The 23217-nt window shown below is 40.3% G+C and carries 17 protein-coding genes; 14 read left to right on the forward strand and 3 right to left on the reverse strand.

Annotation, left to right across the window (positions count from 1 at the left end):
- Positions 1-15 precede the first annotated feature (15 nt).
- The 6 genes from QLQ22_RS08175 to QLQ22_RS08200 all read left to right on the forward strand — a co-directional run bounded on the left by QLQ22_RS08175 (position 16) and on the right by QLQ22_RS08200 (position 5184).
- Positions 16-1119, forward strand: coding sequence for a dipeptide epimerase (locus tag QLQ22_RS08175; protein ID WP_223441069.1), 1104 nt, complete (start codon positions 16-18; stop codon positions 1117-1119).
- Entirely contained in the window at positions 1116-2036 is a 921-nt protein-coding gene (locus QLQ22_RS08180) for a C40 family peptidase (RefSeq protein WP_284016419.1), read from the forward strand. The genes QLQ22_RS08175 and QLQ22_RS08180 overlap by 4 nt, the downstream gene beginning before the upstream one ends.
- On the forward strand, positions 2033-3043 hold the full coding sequence (locus tag QLQ22_RS08185) for an ABC transporter ATP-binding protein (protein WP_284016768.1): 1011 nt from the start codon (positions 2033-2035) through the stop codon (positions 3041-3043). Before QLQ22_RS08180 ends, QLQ22_RS08185 begins: the two co-directional genes overlap by 4 nt.
- Positions 3040-3819, forward strand: a complete 780-nt coding sequence (locus QLQ22_RS08190; protein ID WP_284016420.1) for a serine hydrolase — start codon at positions 3040-3042, stop codon at positions 3817-3819. Before QLQ22_RS08185 ends, QLQ22_RS08190 begins: the two co-directional genes overlap by 4 nt.
- A 419-nt stretch (positions 3820-4238) precedes the next feature.
- Positions 4239-4658 (forward strand): hypothetical protein, encoded by a 420-nt coding sequence (locus QLQ22_RS08195; RefSeq protein ID WP_223441073.1) that lies wholly within the window; start codon positions 4239-4241, stop codon positions 4656-4658.
- A 73-nt stretch (positions 4659-4731) separates the two neighbouring features.
- Positions 4732-5184 (forward strand): YoqH family protein, encoded by a 453-nt coding sequence (locus QLQ22_RS08200; protein WP_252208448.1) that lies wholly within the window; start codon positions 4732-4734, stop codon positions 5182-5184.
- 367 nt (positions 5185-5551) lie between these two features.
- Here the strand turns inward: QLQ22_RS08200 and QLQ22_RS08205 are convergent, their stop codons facing one another.
- Together QLQ22_RS08205 and QLQ22_RS08210 are read right to left on the reverse strand one after the other, a co-directional pair.
- Positions 5552-6808, reverse strand: coding sequence for an MFS transporter (locus QLQ22_RS08205; RefSeq protein WP_223441077.1), 1257 nt, complete (start codon positions 6806-6808; stop codon positions 5552-5554).
- Positions 6809-7696: 888 nt separating this feature from the next.
- Positions 7697-8941 (reverse strand): ATP-binding protein, encoded by a 1245-nt coding sequence (locus QLQ22_RS08210; RefSeq protein WP_223441080.1) that lies wholly within the window; start codon positions 8939-8941, stop codon positions 7697-7699.
- Positions 8942-9111: 170 nt separating this feature from the next.
- Between QLQ22_RS08210 and QLQ22_RS08215 the strand changes: the two genes are divergently transcribed.
- The 5 genes from QLQ22_RS08215 (at position 9112) to QLQ22_RS08235 (ending at position 17421) form a co-directional block, all read left to right on the forward strand.
- The gene (locus tag QLQ22_RS08215; protein WP_223441083.1) at positions 9112-9984 is read left to right on the forward strand and encodes a dimethylarginine dimethylaminohydrolase family protein; all 873 of its coding nucleotides are present in this window, start codon (positions 9112-9114) and stop codon (positions 9982-9984) included.
- A gap of 295 nt (positions 9985-10279) precedes the next feature.
- Positions 10280-11197, forward strand: coding sequence for a LacI family DNA-binding transcriptional regulator (locus QLQ22_RS08220; protein WP_284016421.1), 918 nt, complete (start codon positions 10280-10282; stop codon positions 11195-11197).
- Between the two features lie 61 nt (positions 11198-11258).
- Positions 11259-13022, forward strand: a complete 1764-nt coding sequence (locus QLQ22_RS08225) for a glycoside hydrolase family 13 protein (protein WP_223441088.1) — start codon at positions 11259-11261, stop codon at positions 13020-13022.
- Positions 13023-13138: 116 nt separating this feature from the next.
- Entirely contained in the window at positions 13139-14161 is a 1023-nt protein-coding gene (locus QLQ22_RS08230; RefSeq protein ID WP_252208757.1) for a M42 family metallopeptidase, read from the forward strand.
- 146 nt (positions 14162-14307) lie between these two features.
- Positions 14308-17421 (forward strand): cell wall-binding repeat-containing protein, encoded by a 3114-nt coding sequence (locus tag QLQ22_RS08235; RefSeq protein WP_223441091.1) that lies wholly within the window; start codon positions 14308-14310, stop codon positions 17419-17421.
- A gap of 246 nt (positions 17422-17667) precedes the next feature.
- Here the strand turns inward: QLQ22_RS08235 and QLQ22_RS08240 are convergent, their stop codons facing one another.
- Positions 17668-18309 carry an alpha/beta hydrolase gene (locus QLQ22_RS08240; RefSeq protein ID WP_223441093.1) on the reverse strand — a complete coding sequence of 214 codons (642 nt, stop codon included), beginning with the start codon at positions 18307-18309 and terminating at the stop codon, positions 17668-17670.
- Between the two features lie 165 nt (positions 18310-18474).
- On the opposite strand from QLQ22_RS08240, the gene QLQ22_RS08245 reads away from it, so the two are divergent.
- The 3 genes from QLQ22_RS08245 (at position 18475) to QLQ22_RS08255 (ending at position 23199) form a co-directional block, all read left to right on the forward strand.
- Positions 18475-19422 carry an ABC transporter ATP-binding protein gene (locus tag QLQ22_RS08245; protein WP_223441095.1) on the forward strand — a complete coding sequence of 316 codons (948 nt, stop codon included), beginning with the start codon at positions 18475-18477 and terminating at the stop codon, positions 19420-19422.
- Between the two features lie 3 nt (positions 19423-19425).
- On the forward strand, positions 19426-20946 hold the full coding sequence (gene opuFB, locus QLQ22_RS08250) for an osmoprotectant update ABC transporter permease/substrate-binding subunit OpuFB (protein ID WP_252208457.1): 1521 nt from the start codon (positions 19426-19428) through the stop codon (positions 20944-20946).
- Between the two features lie 300 nt (positions 20947-21246).
- Positions 21247-23199 carry a BglG family transcription antiterminator gene (locus QLQ22_RS08255; protein WP_284016422.1) on the forward strand — a complete coding sequence of 651 codons (1953 nt, stop codon included), beginning with the start codon at positions 21247-21249 and terminating at the stop codon, positions 23197-23199.
- The last annotated feature ends 18 nt before the right edge of the window (positions 23200-23217 follow it).

The raw sequence follows: 23217 nt of genomic DNA on the forward strand, positions 1-23217 counted from the left end.
AAAGGGTGGATTTTTATGAAAATCGAAAAAGTGGAAACATTTCGGGTGGCTGTCCCTCTGACAAAGCCTTTTAAAACGGCACTCCGGACAGTTGTGACAGCAGAATCCGTCATCTTAAAAGTGACGTGCGAAAGCGGGATTACCGGCTGGGGCGAAGCGCCGCCGACACTTGTTATTACGGGTGAAAGTCTCTCGAGTATAGAAGCCAGTATTCATCAAGTGCTGAAACCGTTTTTAATCGGAAAAAATCTATTGAACTATGAAGTTATTTTCCAGGGAATACAATCGGTCTTAGCAGGCAATTCAAGTGCAAAAGCAGCAGTGGACATGGCCCTTTATGATTGTCTTGCCAAGCATAGCAGACTGCCGCTTTATCAATATTTAGGCGGTTATAAAGATAAAATGGAAACAGATTTTACCGTCAGTGTAAACGACGTGCGGGAAATGGGAGAAGATGCGGCTTCCTATATTCAAAAAGGTTTTAATGTTTTAAAGGTGAAGGTTGGGCTTGGCGACAGTGCTCTGGATATCGATCGGATCAGGGAAATCAGAAGCCGTGTCGGTCCGGATATTAAAATCCGTCTTGATGCCAACCAAGGATGGAAACCAAAGGAAGCGGTCACTGTAATAGGCAAAATGGAAGACCTGGGCTTGAACATTGAATTAGTTGAGCAGCCAGTAAAAGCCCATGACATTGAAGGATTAAAGCAAGTAACTGATACCGTGAAGACGCAGATTATGGCGGATGAAAGTGTGTTTACTCCGAAACAGGCCTTTGAAGTGCTGAAAACCAGAAGTGCAGATTTGATTAACATTAAATTAATGAAAGCAGGGGGCATCTATCAGGCAGCCATGATCAATCAGCTTGCGGAAATATGCGGGGTTGAATGCATGGTCGGAAGCATGATAGAAACGCGAATCGGCATTACCGCAGCTGCGCATTTTGCAGCGGCCAAAAAGAATATTACACGCTTTGACTTCGACGCCCCGCTCATGTTTGCAAAAGAAATTGTAGAGGGCGGAGTCCGGTATAACGGAAGGAAAATAACATTTTCAGAAGGAATCGGGCTTGGAATCTCAGATGTTCTTGTAAATGACGGGGAGGCTGCAGCAAAATGACAATACGAAAAGGAAGAGTGGCGGTATCCGTTGCAGCCGTATGGACGTCAAAGGATTCCCCGCGTGATTTGGATGAAAAAGCAGTTGTGAATCCGGCTGATATTGAATCATGGCTGAACGGGCTAACATATGAAACGAGTCTTGCTCTATGTAATGAAAATCGGATCCAGACTCAGGCTTTGCTTGGAGAAGAAGTATTGATCATAGACGAACAGGATGGCTATGCACATGTCATTATACCTGCTCAGTCCTCCTCAAAGGATGAAAGAGGGTACCCGGGGTGGATGCCTCTTTGCCAAATCGAACTGAATGCAGAATCACTGCATGGACCTATCGCAGTTGTTCAAAGCAAAAAAACCATGCTTTATTCAGAAGATGAAACACCTCAATTTGATCTAAGTTTTCAAACCATTTTGACGGTTCTAAAAGGAGGAACAGAGTGGATTGAAGTAGAAACACCATATGGCAAAGGAAAACTGAAGACAGCGGATGTTTCCATTTATGATGCTTTTGAAAGTGTTCCAAATGGAAGCGGTCAGGACATTGTGGCTTGTGGCGAAAGATTTATCGGTCTTCCTTATCTTTGGGGCGGAATGAGCAGCTTTGGATTTGATTGTTCAGGGTTCAGTTACACAATGTGCAAAGCAAATGGATACATCATTCCTAGAGATGCCCATGATCAGGCTGCTTCAGGGGAAAAAGTAGAGCTTACCGCGATTAAACCGGGGGATTTATTATTTTTTGCGTACGAAGAAGGGAAAGGAAGCCTTCATCACGTAGGCATTTATTACGGAGACGGCAAGCTTCTTCATTCGCCAAACACCGGAAAGTCGATTGAGATTCTAGATATGGCCGGAACCATTTATGAAAAGGAATTATGTGCAGCTAGACGCTATTGGCTAAAGACGGAGGGATAACAGTGGACAATTTGCTTGAAGTACGAAATTTAAAGAAACATTTTCACCTTGGTAAAGGGGCAACTCTAAAAGCAGTAGACGGCATTTCATTCACGGTGAAAAAAGGAGAAACGTTCGGAATCGTCGGGGAGTCGGGGTGCGGAAAATCAACTGCCGGCAGAACCATTCTTGGCTTATACGATCAGACAGAAGGAGATGTATTATTTAACGGCAAAAACATCCATGAATTAAAAGGAAAAGACAAATTTGCCTACTATCGTCAGATGCAAATGATATTTCAGGATCCATATGCATCATTAAATCCGCGGTCAACCGTCCTTGAGATCATCTCTGAACCGATGGAAGTTCACGGCTTGTATAAAAATAAGCAGGGCCGGACGGAAAAAGTGCATCAGCTGCTTGAAGATGTGGGATTAAACCGTGATCATGCCAACCGATATCCGCACGAATTCAGCGGAGGGCAAAGACAGCGGATCGGTATTGCCCGCGCACTTGCCCTTGATCCGGAATTCATTATCGCAGATGAGCCGATTTCGGCTCTAGATGTTTCCGTGCAGGCTCAAGTTGTGAATCTAATGAAACGCCTGCAAAAGGAAAAAGGACTCACCTACCTTTTTATTGCGCATGATCTGTCCATGGTGAAGCAAATCAGCGACCGCATCGGTGTTATGTACTTAGGCCACCTTGTTGAGCAGACCGCAAGCAGCGAGCTTTACAAAAAACCGCTGCATCCTTATACTCAGGCACTTTTGACAGCAATTCCGATTCCTGATCCGGATATAGAGGATAAGCGGGAGCGCATTATCCTGCAGGGCGAGCTGCCGAGCCCAATGAATCCGCCAAGCGACTGTGTATTCAGAACACGCTGTGCCTATGCGATGGAAGCCTGTGCATCTAAAAAGCCCGTGTGGCAGGAAGTAGAGGAAAATCATTTCGTTGCCTGTCATTTATATGACCGCAGCATCATGGGCGACCAGGATTTTTCCCAAATCGCAGCGACGAAATGACGGGATTTGAGCAAAGGCTTGAGGAAGTGATGGAACGCTGTCCTGGAAGAATAGGACTGTCAATAGATCTAAATGGGAGAATCTTCGAACGGGACAGCCGCGTAATTTTTTCATCGGCGAGTCTGATCAAACTTCCCATCCTGCTGACAGCTTTTCATCAAAAAGAGCACGGCATTCTTACTTTAGAAGAAAAGGTGAAATTGTGTGATATTGAAAAAACAGGCGGAGCCGGTGTCCTGCAGTCTTTTTCAGATGATGCTGTCTTAACCATTTTAGATTTGCTTACATTAATGATTGTCGTTTCTGATAATGCGGCGACAAATTACATGATTCATAAAGCCGGAAGACCGGCAATAAGCGCCTGTATAAAGGAACTGAATCTCACAGGGACTGAACTGAACAGGAATATGATGGATTTGGAAGCAATCAAGAACGGTTTGAATAACTGGACGGCAGCAGATGACATCCTGAAGTGCCTGAAAGTAATCGGCGGGGAAGGTTACTTCTCCGCAGCAAGCAGAAAACAGATGGCAGACATCCTTCAAAAGCAGCAATTCACAGACAAGCTTCCCTATCACATGGATAAGGAAAAGGTATACGCAGGCAACAAAACCGGAGAGCTTCCAGGCATTGAGCATGACTGTGCGATCATCCGCTTTGGCGATCGAACGGCCTATGCTTCCGTACTGATTGATCAGCTTCAGAATAAGGAAGCAGGCAGAAGGACAATCAGTGAAATCGGGAAGTTAATTTATGAAGAGCTTACAGACATGTAAAAACGCACATTTTTTTATGGACAAGCAGTTCAAATAACTAAAAAAAACTAGTAAAACGAGTATGAAATCGCAAAGATTATTACTCGTTTTTTTATTGTCTCATGCTTATCCGAGTTTAAGCGAAGGCGTCATTTTTCACTAGACAAAAAAGTTGAAGGAGGTATTTAGTCAATGATAAAGAATCTTTTAAGGAATCCGTTTTCAAACTCTAAAAGTGCGGTATTAATTAATGTGAATAAATGAATCTTCAACAATCGGCTGCATTACTCAAATAGGAATGCGTCTCATTCATTAAAGGTCTATAATATAATCTTATCTAAATGCTATAAAGTTGATAGTCAAATGGAGAGTATGACATTATGAAATAATTGAAAATAAGCTTATTATTACTGAGAATTTGAAGAGCAGGGAGAGATAAGATGCTTTATATATGGGATATTGAGAAAATAATTAAAACGACACTGCATGAGCACAATTTAGATATTAACTATGAATTTGATAATAATCTGCCAGCACCTATGAGTTTTAACGTATCGACAAATACAATTAAATTTAATTATCTTCAAATTAACGGGTATAGAGGGAAAGTAAGAATTAAAGAGTCGGATGAAAACTTTGTGAAAATCATTCTTTATCATGAGATTGGCTATTATTTAAGTTTTAAGAAAAACAAACATGATTTAAGAACCCTGATCTATGGCGGCGATGATGAAAAAGAAAAACTTATGTCTGAAATAGAAACTAACGCTTGGGAATATGGGAGAACATTGGTATCTGAACACCTATTAGAGTCATATGACAAAGTGCGTGAATTAGATAAAATGCTAATAAAGAGATAATAATTGAATAGATTGAACTGTAATTAAAGCAGAATGGGAGATACTAGCCAAACAAATGTAAAGAGGTGTTTTTATGAAACAATTTGTTTTGGCTATATTCTTAATTACTATTTTTGCTATGAATCCTGCTCAAACAAATGCAATCAGTATGCCTTGCAGTATGGTTTTAGAGCCAGTAGATAAAAATCTGAAAAATGCAAAGGGAACAGCTTTGATTTATAAAGTTCAGCTAAATCCGCCTAGTTTCGCTCGCACGAATGTGAGTATACTTGCTGTTCACCTCCCAGAACCTTCTTCCTATGGGAATTACGATAGGTATGAAGGATTTGCCTTTATACCAGGTGAAATAAGTTGGCGTTTTAAGCTGTATCCTACTCCTGAAGAAGATAGTCCAACATGGGCAGGAAGATTTGATTTAATTACGGCAAGGATGAAAAACGCAGAAGTTCAGGTTAGACTTTCTAACTCGAAAACCGAAACATTGGGACCAAGTGTATTAACAAAGCCTATTACATCCTGTAAATGATATATTAATCAATCGAGGAGTTTTATGAAGTAAGACTTTTTAAAAAAAGAAAAGCTTAAAGGACAATTATAAAAGGTTCTGTTTTAAAGGAGAAAAATAGAATATTGATTTGCTGATAAATTCGCAATAGATAATGCAGCTTATTCTAACCAATGGTTTCCGGATCAAAATGAATATATATCAAAAGAACCAGTCCAACTAAGGTGGGCTGGTTTTTTTATGGCAGGTTAGTTCAGCAAGTCCCGAGATAAAGCAGCCCCTTTTTGGGGACTGCTTCTAAAGCTGTTGCAACATTGTGGAGTTATGTATACTGCACATCGAAATCCAATCTAAATTTCTTTCCCTGAAAATGGTTAGAAAACAGCCATTAAGACGTTTGTTCCTCTTTTTTTCCCTCTTTTATCAACATGACACCGAACAATCCCATTAAAGAAAATAGGACAGGAATGATAAATCCATAATGATAGCCAACATTTATAGAATCTTGAGGATATAGATCCAGTACATTTCCGAAAACACTTGGCAATAAAACTGCACTTAAGAATCCGCCCATATTGGCAAATCCTGATACAACACCCACTTGTTCCATGGGAAAGGATTCCCGTACCACTGCAAAAGTTAATGAGCTTGCTCCATTTCCAAAACCTATAATAAAAAGCAAAACCACGATCATAATAAATGGAGGTTTCACACCTGCCAAAAACAACCCGCTCCAACTAAACAATACAATGAGATGAATAAGGGTGTAGATTTTTTTAATAGAATCTAGCCGGCTTGTAATCCAGCTAATTAAAGGACCTCCAATGATGGCTCCAAAAAGACCATACATAATAAGCTGGCTTGCCTCTGAACGAGACAATCCAAACACATCAATTCCATATGGAACTCCCCACGAACCGATAAATCCTACATATGTGCCGACCACTCCAAAGTGGCAAAGGAACGTTGCCCAGGCTTGGCGAGTAGAAAACATTCGGCGTAATATTATCCAAGCACTTTCCCGGTTTTTAATAGGACTTTTCCTCGCTTTGGAATCATCTTTAAATATTCGTTTTGGTCTCGATATAAGAACAGTAAATAGAAGAAAGGCAGAAACCACTAAAATAATTCCTATGCTAAGGAATGGCAATCTCCAGCCTGCGAATGAAATCCACAAGGAAAAAGGCACGGTAGCTGATAATGAACCAAGGCTCGCAACCATGGCAACCACACCTAACAAACTTACAAATTCCTTTGCCTTAAACCATTGACTTAAGATTAAAACCAAATTGACAAAAATGGCTGCATCTCCCGTTCCAACTAAAAATCGGGAAAAAATCAATACATATTCATTGGGAGCAAGACTGTAGAGAAGGCTCCCCAGCCCAGTAAGAAGCGTACCTATAATAAGAAATCGATTGGGACCATATCGGTCTGCTAATAGACCAACCGGAATTTGTAATCCTGCATAGGCTAAAAATTGAATGCCGATCATAAGACCAATGGTAGAAGCTGAAACATGAAAATCTTTCATTAATTGATCGGTAATAAGTCCTGGAGCTGTTCTTTGGCTTACAATTAAGAAGTAAGCAAATAGTACGGTGCCAAATACCACCCATCTATAGCCGCTTTCCTGTTTATTCATCTTGATGAATCCCCTCCATTAGAAAATTCGTAAATCCTGCCAGTCCGCAAACAAATAAACAGAGCAGTGCTAAACACTGCTCCTGAAAAAAGGAACCCTGTTACTTATTAGGATTAGGGTCAGCAAAACCCGGAATATCGGGAATTGCCGCTGCACCACAATTTAATCTAAACCAAGCACTGGATGCGGCCATACGGCTCTTCCAGGAACGCAATTTCTTCAGGTATTAGAAAGAGCAGCTGCTGCATCTTCGAGATGAGACATTTTAGCAGACCCAATGATTGAGAAGTTATAGGTTCCTTTTGCAGCACCAAGGTCCAGTTCACCTTGCAATTGACCCGTTTGCACCGAGCATTAATATATTATTCAATTTAACCTCTTCTCTCATTATTTGCAAAGTATAAGGTAATGAACAAGCACCCCTAATAACCGGCAGCCGCATTACAAAAGTTTTCTTTTTAGAGTTCTTGAATTGTAGCATAAAAAGCAAGATGGGTAATAACTTCAATAAGGACCACGTCCGACAGAACGTTTTCTTTTACTTTATATTAATGAAATCCGGGTTGTAGCGTAATTACCGCTAGTGATCATGTTAAATAATGTAATAAATGATTGAATTCTCATCTTTATTTTGAAATAATTGGTATTAAGTTAAAGGGAAGGATTGTAGAATATGATGATTGTTTAAAGGGGTTGCTTATGATATCCGATCCAGAATTTGATGAATAGAATAACTATTATCTTCAATAATCGGAGGCTATTATGGAATTAACCATTTAAATTATAAAAGACTCAGAGCAAATCCTCTAAGCCTTTTTTGTATTCCTGATCTTCTCTTTACTAAATTTGCAAGGGAATTTCATAGCAATTTTCAGGTATTGTATACTTTTAACGCTGCTCCTCCCAAACAGGGAAATCCAGATAAAATATAGTACCGTTTTCGTCACTGCTTGCCGTCATTGTACCCTTATGGTTCTCGACAATTTTTTTCGAAACAGAGAGACCGAGTCCTGTTCCGCTGTCTTTTGTAGAGAAGAATGGATCGAATATATGATGCAGAGCGGAAGGGATAATGCCTTTTCCATTATCAGAAAAACTGATTTGCAGCCGATTTTCCTGGCGCGTGCAAGAGATGTGAATTCTAAGCGGATCTGTGTTTTTTGCCTGAAAAGAATTTTGAAACAAATTCAGAAAGACCTGAAGAAGTTCATCCTTATTTCCAAGGATATATATCCCTTCTGCAGTGGGGTCAATTTTGACTTGAAACTCAATGGAGTAAAGAAGCGATTCGCTTTCTAAGATTCTTCCTAAATGATTCAGGAGAAATTCTTTCACTTCAAAATGCTCAGACCGAATTTCGGCAGGTTTTGCGATGCTCAGGAAATCTGAAATGATTTTATTTGCCCGGTCGATTTCAGGAATTAAAATTGTCTGAAATAAGCTTTTCGTTTCAGGATCTGCTGAAGCTTGAAGCACCTGAAGAAAGCCTCGGACCGTTGTTAATGGATTTCTGATTTCATGGGCAATCCCAGCGGCAATTCTGCCGGCGATCGCCTGTTTTTCGGCTTCTTTTATAGCGTTTAAAAAGTAGAAGGTGCCGATTACCCGTTTAATGGATCCGTCGCTATTCCAGAGGATTTTCGTATTCAGGATTCCATAATTTTTATCAAGTACTTCACGGTCAATGAATTCAATCCCGGTGCGGGCGGTTTCAAGTGTCAGAAGCTGATCGTCTGGAATGCATACAAGCTCCCTTAAATGCCTGCCGATAATCTCGTCCCGGTTGACCCCGTGATCCTTTGCTGCTTGAAGATTGCATAAAGTAACAATGCCCGCTTCATCAATAAAAACAACATGATGGGCAACTAAATCGAAGATGTCGGATAGAAAAGCTTCTGTGTGATGAAATGAATCAATAGCTGATGATGATAGGCAGAGGCGCTGATTTGTGTGAGCCGTCAGCTGTGCGCTGGTCATTTTCTGAATGGATGGAGGCAAGTCTGCCTTCTCTTTGCAAACCGCAAGCTCGAGTTCCGGATTTACATAAGTAAATGCAGTAGGCCATTGTGTGATGAGTTCTTTTAAAAGCTGATTTTCTTTTCGTAATGTTTCTAGTTCATTATCAATTTTCATTCTTTCCAGCCTCATATGAGAAAAATATAGTTCAACTTTTAAAACTATATAACAATTAAACATGTTTGACAATTACTAACAGCGTGATTAAAAGAATAGGCGTCAGATAATGTCACAAAATAGTTTAATATTTAAGCCGTTTAGGGAATAATCTCATAAAAGCAATCATAATGGGGGAATTTATTTTGACGACCATTCGAAAACCAGATCAGACGTTAGCCTGTTTTAGCGAATATGATTCATTAAAGCGGGTGCTGGTATGTCAGCCAAACTATATGCGGATCACCGAAGTTATTAATGAAACACAGAGGCATTATGCCGATGAAAATATAGATTCAGAGCTCGCAATCAGACAGCATCAGCAGTTTGTCCGGACATTAGAGGAAAATGGGGCAGAAGTAATTATGCTCACACCTTATGAAAAATACCCTGAGCAAGTATTCACCCGTGACATCGGCTTCACTTTAGGCAAAACCGTTTACGTTTCGGAAATGGGCCAGGACATCAGACAGGGAGAGGAAGAAGTGCTGCGCAGCTGGCTTGATGTACAGGGCTATCCGCAGCAGTGTCTGAAAGAACACCGGATTGAAGGCGGAGACGTGATCATCGACAGAACGGCTATTTTCGTTGGGGTGAGTGACAGAACGTGTATGCATGCGATCGAAAAACTGCAGTCGCTTGTTCCAGCCTTTGAGGTTATACCTGTTCCGATAAATGAAAAATACCTTCATCTAGACTGTGTATTTAATGTCCTGTCCGAAACGGAAGCCCTGATCTTTCCATATGCTTTTGAAGAGAAAGAACTGAAAATGCTTAAGCGGCGCTACAACTTAATTGAAGTATCGGAAGCCGAACAGTTTACAATGGGCACAAACGTCCTTTCGATAGGCGATAGAAAAATCATCAGTCTTCCTGTTAATAAAAATGTAAACAAACAGCTCAGAGACAGAGGGTATGAGGTGATTGAAGTGGATATCACTGAAATCATCAAATCTGGAGGCTCTTTCAGATGCTGTACATTACCTATTTTAAGAGCGGTATAAAGGGTATAAGCGCCGGCTGCTAAAATGAGCAGCCGGCTTTTCCTGTAATCAATCAATCTAGCTTTCGGGAGTTAGGAGCCATTGCAAATTAATTGGGCTCTTTCAAAGAAAATTCGCGGCTATTCTTACATAATTACGCATAAATTAGACATACAGCCTCATGTCTAAAAGGAAAGCTGGCACACCATTAGAGTCGCTTTATGGCGGTAATAGGAACTTAAATATTTGGTCCTGGACATTTAAGTCAATGATCTGTATACTCAACTTAAACGATTAAGTGAAAATGGTGAAAGAGATGAAAAAAGCAACAATGAAAGATATTGCGTCTCAAGCGAATGTTTCTGTTGCGACTGTGAGCTACGTTTTAAATAATGCAGAAAATCAATCGATTCCAGCAGAGACAAAGGAACGTGTGCTCCAGATTGCAAAGAAATTGAATTATGTGCCTAACCTTGCTGCAAGATCACTTGTTAAGCAGAAGACAGGGTTAATCGGAATTCTTATAAACCGCTCTGCACACGAAGGGGTATGGAGACGCGCGCATCACGCCGAGTTTATTTTTGAGCTTGAGCAGCTGCTGACAAAACAGGGGTATCACGTTGTGCTTTCAAGTATTGATGTGGAGAAGCCCAATCTTGAGATTATCGCAGAACGGAAGCTTGATGGCGTTTTCCTGATTGATGTCCGGGAAGATTTCTTCTACAGCATCTCAAACACCGTTCCAGCAGGAGTGCCGCTCGTACTCGTTGACAGTGTAATTGATGATGAATTGTTTTACAAGGTCATGTTTGATTACAAGAGAGCTTTTTCAGCTGCAAAAAAACAGCTGAAAGGAAAATCAGCCGTTTTAATTATGGAGAAGTTTCACAATGCTGGACTTACTGAGCATATTAAGATGGCGTCGGGTCTTTCAGAGGGTGACATACATCTTATGGAGGATGAAAAAGTCCTTGCTGAATTTTTAGCAAAGAACACTGATCAATCAGCGATTATTCTAAACGAGTTTTTGGCCTCCACTGTATCGAAATTCCGGAACATTGAAAATGATGCCGTGATTTGCACATCCAATTGTCCGGAGATCCTTCCTGTGGGAGCAAAAATGGTTTTATTCAGGGATTCTAAAGCGAATATTGCATTCAAGGTTTTATCCGATCTTATTAAAGACAACAGAGGTTTGCATTTAGAAAAATACACTAATATACCGGCAGAGTAGCTTCTGCTTTTTTCTACCGTTACTTAAACGTTTAAGTCTAGAATTGGGGGAACTGAATCCGATGTTAAAAGAAGCGGTTTACCACCGTCCTAAAAATAATTTTGCATATGCTTATGATAAAGATACGCTGCACATCCGTCTGCAGACAAAGAAAAATGATGCTGAAAAGGTGAATTTGATCTGGGGAGATCCATTCACGTGGGAGCAGGAAAGCAAAGGAGTCTGGAAATGGAAGTCTGAAGAGCATATCGGGATGACTCTGCTTGGAAGAACGGAGCTTTACGATATTTGGACGGCTGCGCTTAAACCACCGCATAGACGTTTGAAGTATGGGTTTGAGATACTATCGGGAGATCAAACACTCATTTTTACGGAGCAGGGATTTTTGGATAAAAAGCCGCAAGATCATAACGGTTACTATTTTACCTTCCCTTATATTAATGAAGAAGATATTTTTGCTGCCCCGTCATGGGTCAAGGACACGGTCTGGTATCAGATTTTTCCTGAACGCTTTGCGAATGGAGACCAAGCCCTGAACCCTAAAGATGCTTTGCCTTGGGGAAGTACAGAGCCGACAGCAGCGAACAGCTTTGGCGGAGACTTTAAAGGGATCATTCAAAATATTAATTACCTTGTGAAGCTTGGGATTACGGGTATTTATTTCACCCCTATTTTTAAAGCGTTTTCGAATCACAAGTACGATACGATTGATTATTTAGAAATTGATCCGCAGTTTGGAGACAAAGAAACGTTTAAAAAGTTAATGAAGGTCTGTCATGAAAATGGCATTAAAGTGATGCTTGATGCTGTGTTTAATCATTGCGGCTATGAGTTTCCGCCGTTTCAGGATGTGGTCGTAAACGGAGAAGCGTCAAAATATAGAGATTGGTTCCACATTGATCAGTTTCCGCTGAAAAAAGACGGCAAGGTTCATTACGAAACGTTCGGTTTCTCGGAAAATATGCCAAAGCTCAGAACAGGGAATCCTGAAGTGCGGGAATATTTGCTTGAAGTTGGGCGGTACTGGGTGAAGGAATTTGGCATTGACGGATGGAGACTCGATGTGGCAAATGAGGTTTCCCATGACTTCTGGCGCGAGTTCCGCAAAGAAATTAAAACGATTGATCCTGAGGTTTATATTTTAGGAGAGGTGTGGCATGATGCAATGCCTTGGCTGCAGGGTGATCAGTTTGATGCAGTAATGAATTATCCGTACACAAGTGTGGCAATCGACTATTTTGCTCACGGAAAAGTAACGGCATCAGAATTTATCAGCCGAACATCAGAAGCTCTACTTATGTATCCTGAGCAAGTGTCGGAAGTTGCATTTAACTTGCTTGGAAGTCATGACACTCCTCGTATCGCTACTGTCTGCGGAGAAAATACAGATAAAGTAAAGCAGCTTTTCGCTTTTCTGCTTTCATCACCGGGCGCACCGTGTATTTATTATGGGGACGAAATAGGCATGACGGGCGTGATGGATCCAGGCTGCCGTAAATGCATGATTTGGGATGAGGAAAAACAGGACGGGGAATTATTGAAATTTATTACGCAGATGATTGAGCTTCGCAAAAACAATCCGGCCTTCGGCAACAAGGGGAAAATTCAATTTGTCGAAGCTGGCCGAGAAGATCAGCATATCATGTATACAAAAACGTTTAACGATGAGAAAATCCTGTTCATTTTAAACGGGGAAAATCATCCAATTGATGTTTCTCTTCCTGAGAATTTAAAGAAGGCTTCATGCCTATTAACAGGTCAAGAGATTTTAAGTTCAACACTTGCACTTGATGCTCATGGGCTCAGCATCATCTCATATGAATAAGGTCAATCAGCCGATTTCCCATTATGGGGTATCGGTTTTGCTATTTTAAGGATGTTTGAAACTGTTATAATATAGAAAAAGCAACTAAAAGGAGAGAATCTAATTTGAATGAAACGATGCAGCTGATCAAAGAGCTCGTGTCCATACCGAGTCCATCTGGGAATACAAATGAAGTGATTACATATGTAGAAAACTATTTGGCTGAATGTCAAATCGAGACGAGACGCAATCGCAAAGGCGGACTGCTTGCAACCATTCCGGGAAGAGACAATTCACATCACCGCATGCTGACAGCGCACGTTGATACGCTTGGGGCAATCGTAAAAGAAATTAAAGCAAGCGGACGGCTGACGATTGATTTAATCGGAGGTTTTAACTATAACTCGATTGAAGGTGAATATTGCAAAATCGAATCTTCATCGGGCAAGATGTTTACAGGTACAATCCTGATGCACCAGACTTCAGTTCATGTCTATAAAGATGCAGGAAAAGCAGAACGGAATCAGGCCAACATGGAGATCCGCCTTGATGAAACGGTGAAAAATGCCGATGATGTAAGGGCACTCGGCATTGAAGTCGGAGACTTTGTCTCGTTTGATCCCCGTGTGGAAGTGACGGATAATGGCTTTATTAAATCCCGTCATTTAGATGATAAAGCAAGTGTTGCGCTTTTGCTTATGCTTATGAAGCAAATCAAGGAAGAAAAATTACTGCTGCCATATACAACTCATTTTTTAATATCAAATAACGAAGAAATCGGCTACGGCGGAAATTCTAATATCACACCTGAAACAGTCGAATATTTAGCTGTAGATATGGGTGCGATGGGTGACGGACAGTCAACGGATGAGTACACCGTTTCAATTTGTGTGAAAGATGCAAGCGGTCCTTACCATTATGAGCTCCGCAAAAACTTAACGAATCTGGCGAAAGAGCACAACATTGGCTTTAAATTAGATATTTATCCTTACTATGGATCTGATGCATCAGCAGCGATCCGTTCCGGCCATGATATTGTTCATGGATTAATCGGACCGGGAATCGACTCCTCACACGCGTTTGAACGCACTCACAAAGACTCGCTTGAAAATACTGCGAAGCTGCTTTATCACTATGTGAAATCTGCTATGGTTCTGTAAAAAAAGGGTAACACCAGCAAGGAGCTGCGAGAAGCAGCTCCTTGTTTAAATCTACCTTAAATATATAGAAATGTTTTCCAAGAAAGAAATTTCTATGTTTTAATAGAAAATGTAAATATTATGAATCTATTAAGCGGAGGTTTCAAATGACGAAAAGAAAGTTTAGCAGTTTCATGGCAGTCATTCTGATTTTTGCCCTGTTTTTCAGCCAATTTTCTGTAAAGGATGTTTTGGCAGCAGAAGCAGATGTGCCGAAAGAAGAAGCGAAATTAACCATTTCAGAACCAGTGGAAGGTTTGTTTGAGGAATCGGAACAAGTACAGTGGTACACGATAGATCCAACGGAAGCAGAAATTAAAGATTACACGCACCTGCGCGTAAAGCTTCAATCAGAAGCTGAATTGAATGTAACGGTATATTCCAGTCTTGAAAATGCAATTGATAATCGCGCATTCGACAGATATATGGGGTATTCTTATGCAGATCAGCCGGCAGTCATTGATTTCCCGGTAGCATGGGCGGGACCTTTTTATATTAAAGTAGAGCATTACACGGGTGAAGAAGAGGTCATAGAAGAAGAGATGACGATTGAGGAAGAAGAGGAAGAGCCTGCAGAGCCACCCGCTTCCTATACGATCGGATATGATGGGATAACACTTCCTCCTTCTGAATATGTAAGTTCGGAAGAGTGTCCGGCAGAGCTTAGCACAAAAGAAAGAGAAAACGGCAAAAACATTTTAAAGGACTTGAGAACCATTCGTGAAGATGTCCTTGCTAAAACTGAAAATGGAAAAGAATTATCTTCCATGTATTACAAGATTGCTCCATTTTTAAGCACGAAAATGGTTTTCAGCAAGACGATCCGCGATAACGTTTATCAGGATTTAGTCCAATTAAAAGGCTTATTTACAGATGTTGCAGAAAAAGGAAGCAGCAGTACGTATAAAATTACCCGCGCGGATCAAGATGCGATCAATCGTTTATATCAAACAGCGCTTGAATCAGTACCGTCTTTCCTTAAAGATCAAATTGAGAAAACCGGGAAAAGCATCGGTCTTTCAAATGTAACGAACAAAACCGTTTCTTCTATTTTACAAAAAGGCGGATATGCAGTACCTGCTGCAAGCAGCTATGAAAACCGCGTCATTGTAAAGTTAAAAGAAGGAAAGAAATTAAGCAGCATTCAGGCAAAAACGAAATCATTTGGCATTCAGTCGGTTTCTCAGCTAAAAGCGAGTAAATCTGTTTTCCCTGATATGTATGTGATGGAAGTAGAAGGAAGCACAACAGGCTATAAAGCTTCAGCGAGTTCTTTAAAAACAGCGGCAGGACAGCTTGCAAAGCTGCCGGAGGTTGAATTTGCGGAACCTGTTCAACAGTACAAAGCATTTACTGCTGATACTCAATATCCATATCAATGGTCGCTGAAAAACGAAGGGAAAGATGGCGGCATTGCTGATGCTGACATTAAATTTGAACAGCTTCAAAAAGTATTAAAAGGCAGACAGCTGAGTGAAACAGTGATTGCTGTAGCTGACACCGGAGTAGATCATACTCTTGCAGATCTAAGCAGCAAGGTACTGACTGAAAAAGGCTACAACTTTATTGAGAAAAACTCAAATGCCATAGATGACAATGGGCATGGAACTCATGTTTCCGGCATCATTGCTGCTGAAGCAAATAACCATTATTCAATGGCTGGCATTAATCCTCATGCCAAAATTCTTCCTGTAAAAGTCCTTGATGCAGCAGGAAGCGGCGACACAGAGCAAATTGCATTCGGAATTCGATATGCAGTTGATCAAGGTGCAGACGTGATCAACCTGAGTCTTGGCGGAGGATACAGCCGCGTCATCGAGAGTGCGTTAAAATATGCTTACGATCATGATGTAACAGTTGTAGCAGCAAGCGGAAATGATGGCTTGGAAGAGCTTTCTTATCCTGCTTCTTCTAAGTATGTTATCTCAGTAGGCGGAACAAACCGCATTGATCTAGTATCGGATTATTCAAACTATGGAAAAGGGCTGGATCTAGTTGCACCAGGTACTGACATTCCTAGCATAATGCCTGATGGCAATGTAACGAATATGACGGGAACATCAATGGCAACACCTCATGCAGCAGCAGCAGCAGGCCTGCTTCTTTCACATAATATGGATTTAACGCCGGGTGAAGTAGAACGAATCCTGACGAAATCTGCTGCTGACATTGCATTTGATGAACAAGATAACCCTATGGATGACTTGGAAGAATATCCATATGACGAAGAATACCCGTATCCTGAAGAAGAAGTCATTCCAGGTTATGACACAGTATCTGGCTGGGGCCGACTTGATTTATTCAGCGCTGTTAAAGCATTTGATCGAATGAATATTCCGGTGGAACGCATTTCTGGTTCAGACCGTTATGAAACAGCTGTAAAAGTATCAAAAGAAAGCTTTACTGGGTCCGGAACAGTTGTCATTGCAACAGGCAAAAATTATCCGGATGCATTAAGTGCAACTCCTCTTGCTCATAAACACAAGGCCCCTCTTTTATTAACAGACACGAATTCGCTTCCTGCTGTGGTAAAAGGTGAGCTTAAGCGCTTGGGAGCGAAAAAAGTTATTCTGGTTGGCGGAAAATCTGCCATAACTGCAAACGTAGAAAAAGAGCTGAAGGCTGCCGGCATAACATCGATTTCCAGAATCAGCGGCATAGACCGTTATGAGACATCCGTTAATATTGCTAAACAGATTGGAACGGCGGATCGTGCTGTAGTTGCTACTGGCGAAAGCTTTGCAGACGCCTTATCCATTGCACCAATCGCTGCATCGAAAACGATGCCAATATTACTGACAAAGAAAAATGCAATACCGAATTCTGTCAGCCAATACGTTAAATCAAGCAGCATGAAGCAAACCTTTGTTATTGGCGGCACAGCTGTTGTGCCTGATAAAATTGCTAAAGTTTTCCCAAATCATAAACGCATCAGCGGGGCGACTCGTTATGAAACAAACAGCAGCATCATCAGCTACTTTGCTGCTGACTTGAATATGTCGAGTCCGTTTATTGCAACTGGAACAAACTACCCTGATGCATTGTCAGGTTCTGCTGCAGCAGCAGTTCATGGAAATCCTATGATTTTAACAAATCCAAAAGCAGCTGAGCAAACAACGATCGATACAATTGCGGCTTATGCTGATTCAGCTAAAAAGTATTACATTATTGGCGGAGAAAATGCTCTTCCTGAATCTGCAATAAGTTCATTATTTGAATAAGTTTTTCATGAAAAGTCCTGATCAAATCAGGGCTTTTTTTTAATGAAAGTATGCACTTGCCGCTCAATACTTCAGCCAGGTTGTTTTAACAAATCCAAAGACTGCAAACGGCGCAACTAAAGCTACTATACAAAAGTATAAGGAACAAACATTTGTTTATTACATTCTCGGAGGAGAAATAGGTCTTCCTCAAAGTGCAATTGATCAGCTGTTTGTATAAAAGAAGCGCGGCTTGCTGCCGCGCTTTTAAAATGCCTCAATCTTCGCAATCACTGCTTTTAATATATCCACGGAACCCACAGGATCACCATCCAATTCTAAACTATGATTCGCTTCAGGAATAAGGACAGAGTTAAGAATCGGGTTATCCTTCAGCTGCTGAAATCTATCTTCCTTATAATAAGGATCTTTATCGCCAATCATGCACAATCCTCTTTTTTTGCTCTTTACAATCGATCCAAAAACATCTTCTCTATTTAATAGCGGTGTTAACCAAATTACTTTCGCATCGAAAAAAGCTGTTCTGCCGAGCTCAGAAGCTAATGCGATGGTTCCGAGCGATTTTCCTATTAGATAAAAAACACTGTAAGTATGTGCGCTTAAGACAGTATCGATTACGTTTCTTACATCTCTTTTTAAAGCCTCATCGATTTCTTCATTTGTAAAAGATTCATAGAATGCAGCATTGTATTGATAATTGATATGAAGCACGTCAGCATTCTTATTTAAGAATACCCCAGTTGAGTAATGAAAAAGAGGTCCCTGCGCTGTATAGCCTAAGCCTGGAAGCATAATGGCCAGGCTTTTTGTGTTGGAATTTTTGCTGAGAAGCGTAAATGGAATGTTAGCATCCTTAAATCCGATTACAGAATCTGTTATGATCTTCATCACTGGCTTCACCCTCTCTTTTCTAGTATTATACAGATAATTCCACTATTGCTTAAGAGAAAGTTTTCGTTATTTCTAAAAAGATGAATAACTTCTGAATATTTCGGGTAATAGAGGTAAAGGTATGACGATTTTTTCATTATAACAATAGAAAAAGGTGAGCTTATGATCCGCTTTGAGAACGTATCTAAGGTATATAAGGATGGTACAAAAGCCGTTAATGCCTTGGATTTAACTATAGAAAAAGGGGAGTTTTTTGTTTTTATCGGGCCATCAGGCTGCGGAAAAACAACAACAATGAAAATGATTAACCGTCTGATAGATGCAACGGCTGGATCTGTCTTCATAGACGGAAAAAATGTTCATGACTATGACATTCATGAGCTCCGCTGGAATATCGGGTATGTGCTGCAGCAGATTGCTCTGTTTCCGCATATGACGATTGAAGAAAATATCGCGATCGTTCCTGAGCTTAGAAAATGGGACGCTGAGAAAATCCGCAAGCGGACAGATGTGCTGCTTGAAATGGTAGGTCTTGATCCTGATACATATCGAACACGGAAGCCGAGCGAATTATCCGGCGGTCAGCAGCAGAGAATCGGAGTCATCAGGGCGCTTGCTGCTGATCCGGATATCATTCTCATGGACGAGCCATTCAGCGCGCTGGATCCGATCAGCCGAGAAAAACTGCAGCAGGATATGATTGATCTGCAGAAGCGGATTCATAAAACGATTGTATTTGTCACACATGATATGCAGGAGGCCCTGGCTTTAGGAGACCGCATTTGTGTGATGAAGGATGGAGAGGTCATTCAAGTTGATACACCTGAAGCTATTGTTAGGGATCCTGCAAATGAGTTCGTAAAGGAGTTTATCGGCCATCGTGCCGTGACAAATGTTCTAGAGGGTTCGATTGAAGGGTTTGTTCGTCCTCTTCAGGAAACAGATCCCCTGAAAGTTCCGTTGTCTTATTCTGCAGATATCAAGGTGGCCCTGGCTCGATTAGGAGAAGAAGATATGATTCCTGTAGAACGGAATGGACAGATTATCGGAACCATTACAAGAGAGTCGGCCGTACAGTTTTTATCGGGGCGAACGGAAGAAAGAGGTTAACGTATGAATGCATTCATTGATGTTTTTAAAGAAAGGCAAGGCGAGCTATTATCTGCTTTGTTTGAACATATCCAAATTTCGTTTATAGCTCTTTTGCTTGCTGTTATCATATCTATTCCCCTCGGTATTTATTTAACAAGAAAAGCCAGAGCTGCAGAAGGTGTCATAGGAATCTCAGCAGTGCTACAAACCATACCTTCCCTTGCCTTGCTTGGATTGCTGATTCCGCTTGTCGGGATTGGAGTCATACCGGCAATCGTTGCATTGGTTATTTATGCACTGCTCCCAATCCTGAGAAATACATACACGGGAATTAAAGAGGTTGATCCTTCCTTAATTGAAGCGGCAAGAGCGATGGGAATGAACAATTCCAAGCGTTTGTTTAAAGTGGAGCTCCCTCTTGCCCTCCCGGTAATTATGGCCGGAATCCGGACAGCGATGGTGCTGATCGTAGGAACGACAACACTAGCAGCTCTAATTGGCGCAGGGGGATTAGGGAAACTGATTCTGCTTGGCATCGACCGCAACGATAACATGCTGATATTACTTGGAGCAATTCCAGCAGCTCTTCTTGCAATCTTGTTTGATGTTCTCCTCCGTTTAGTTGAAAAAACATCAGCGAGAAAATCAATGAAAGCAGTTGGTATTGCAGGATTAGCCGCAGTCTTAATTGTTGCTGTTCCGCTTGTTTTTGGAACTGGGAAAAAAGATATCGTCATCGCCGGCAAACTTGGATCTGAGCCTGAAATTTTAATCAATATGTATAAGCTGCTGATTGAGCAAGAGACAGATTTAGAAGTGGAAGTTAAACCTGGTCTCGGAAAAACCTCATTTGTTTTTAATGCGCTAAAATCAGGAGATATTGATATTTACCCGGAATTCACTGGTACCGCCATAACTACATTTTTAAAAGAGGAAGCTGTAAGCACCAATCGAAACGAAGTATATGAGCAGGCCAAAAAAGGGATGATGGAAAAATTTGATATGGCCTACCTAAAGCCGATGAAATTTAATAACACGTACACTTTAGCCGTACCAAAAGAAGCAGCCGAACAATTTGGCCTTGAAAAAATGTCAGATTTAAAACAAGTGGCAGGCAATATGAATGCTGGATTTACACTTGAGTTTTCTGATCGTGAGGACGGATATAAAGGTATTCAAAAGCTTTATGAAACAACCTTTCCAAACATAAAAACGATGGAGCCAAAGCTGCGTTACGAAGCCATTCAGTCCGGTGAAATCAATTTAATTGATGCATATTCAACAGACAGTGAGCTGCAGCAATATAACTTAACGGTTCTAGAAGATGATAAAAACTTATTCCCGCCTTATCAGGGTGCGCCGTTATTGAAAAAAGAAACGCTAGAAGAGCATCCGGAGATTGAGGACGCGCTAAATAATCTCGCAGGAAAAATTACGGACGATGAAATGCGGGAGATGAATTATCAGGTAAATGTTGAAGGGAAGCAAGCTTCAGAAGCGGCGAAAGAGTACCTTCAAAAAAATGGCCTGCTGAAAGAATAGAGTTAAAAAGAGAGAATCCAACCGGAATTCTCTCTTTTTGCTATTTGACCAAGGGAACTGGTTATGAAATGTTAGAAAATCATACAAATTAAGCTTTCTGAATAGATTCCTTTGTTTATCATAAAAGAAAAATGATATATGATGAGATTTGATGTCTGCGGTTTTTCAAAATTTCCCGTCAAGTTTTTATAGATGTATTGTGTCAATTTACACTATCATCAAATGTATCGTATAAAAAACGGTGTTAAATCCACAAAATAATGAATATAGAATTGTTCCAAAGATAAGCAGGTGAACCTAATGAATGCAAGACAGCAAGAAATCCTACATATTTTATTAACTCAATCAGATCAGCATTTGTTAGTGCAGGATATTGCAGAAAAAGTGGATTGTTCTGAAAAAACAATACGCAATGATTTTAAGGCAATTGAAGAATACATAAAACAGCATTCAAATGCTTCTTTAATTCGAAAACCAGGGTTAGGCGTATACTTAGAAATTGAAGAGCGTGACAAGACAGCCCTGTTTAAACAGCTCCACCTGGCAAACAATCCAGTCTATGAATCTAATGAAAGGGTTCTACAAATAGCTTATCAGCTTCTAATGTCCGTAAAGCCAGTAACAGTTCAGGATTTTGCTTTGCAGTATTTTGTGAATAAAGCAATTATCAAAAAAGACTTGGACAAAATCGATGAATGGCTAAAGGATATGGACTTAACATTAATTTCTAAGCAAAGAGTCGGCCTGACGATTATAGGAGCTGAAAAAAATAAACGAACCGCTTTTTCCCGATTCTATCAGCTGACCAACAATATGACATCCAGTAATCAATTTATAAAAGAACAATTTTCATCTTATGAAGCAGAAGCAGTAAAAATAGAATTGAAAGAGCTGCAAAATCGGCATTCCTTATATTTTACAGATGAAACTGTTGAAAGTTTAATCATACATACACTCCTGATGATTAAGCGAATAAAACTTAAACAGCCTGTTTCCATCTCAGAAAACGAAAAATCTCTTCTCAGAGATAAGAAAGAATATGAATGGACTTCTGAATTTTTAAAAAGGCTGGAACCAGTTTTTTCATTGCATTTTCCAGAAGAGGAAATCACATATTTGGCTTTACATATATTAGGCGGGAAAATTCGTTATCAACAAAGAAACGAGACAGACAAACTAGCTGGTTTTACTGAAAATAACCCTATGCTATTAATGCTGGTGCATCTTTTAGTAAATCGTATGACCGAGTTAAATATGATTGAATTTACAAAGGATCAAACCTTGTTAAGCGGACTTAAGGTTCATTTGTATACAACATTAAATCGTCTTAATTACGGTCTTTCCGTTACAAATCCAATGTTGGATGATATAAAAAAAATGTATCCATATATGTTTGATATGGTCATCAACGTCTTAGAAGAAATTAATCAATCTTTCGCTCTGTCAATTCCAGAGGAAGAAGCAGCCTATGTTACTTTGCATTTTCAAGCATCGATTGAACGGCTTAAAAGCACCAGAGAAAAAAAGAAAAATGCCGTTATTGTCTGTCATATGGGAATTGGTACGTCCCAGTTATTAAAAACAAAAATTGAGAGAAAATTTTATTCCATCCATATCATGGGGTGCATAGCCAAGGCAGACTTAAAAGAATTTGTATCAAAATATGATGTCGACCTTGTGATATCTACTGTCTCTTTGCCAGAATTAAAGATTCCACATCTTGTAGTTTCCCCTTTGTTAACGGCAGCAGAAGAAGAGAAATTAATGAGTTTTATCAATCAGTTTGAAGAATCTGTTCATCATAAAATAGAAGAATCTGTGCTGTTGAAATATACGAATCCCTTTTTAGTTTTTTTACAGCAAGATGCAGAACATCGTTATGAAATAATCGAAATGCTTGCTGACTCCTTGTATGAAAAAGGATATGTGGAAAAAGAATATGCACATAACGCCATTAATAGGGAAAAAATGTCATCAACAACCATTGGTGCAGGCATTGCCATTCCACACGGCAGCCCCAAACTGATCAAGCAGTCAGCGATTGCAATTGCTACTTTAAAAAAACCGATTAAATGGGGATCAGAAAAAGTAACACTCGTATTTATGCTCGCTGTCAAAAATGATGAGCATGAAGAGACAAAGCAGCTATTTAGTGAATTGTCCTATCTGACAGAACAGCCTGCTTTTATTCAAACTCTCATTAAAGAAGAAGATAAAATGAACTTTTTATCTAATTTTCATGTTAGAAGATAGTATCCTAACATGTATTAA

The organism is Metabacillus hrfriensis, from assembly GCF_030127205.1.
In the GTDB taxonomy this organism is placed as follows: Bacteria; Bacillota; Bacilli; order Bacillales; family Bacillaceae; genus Bacillus_P; species Bacillus_P dongyingensis.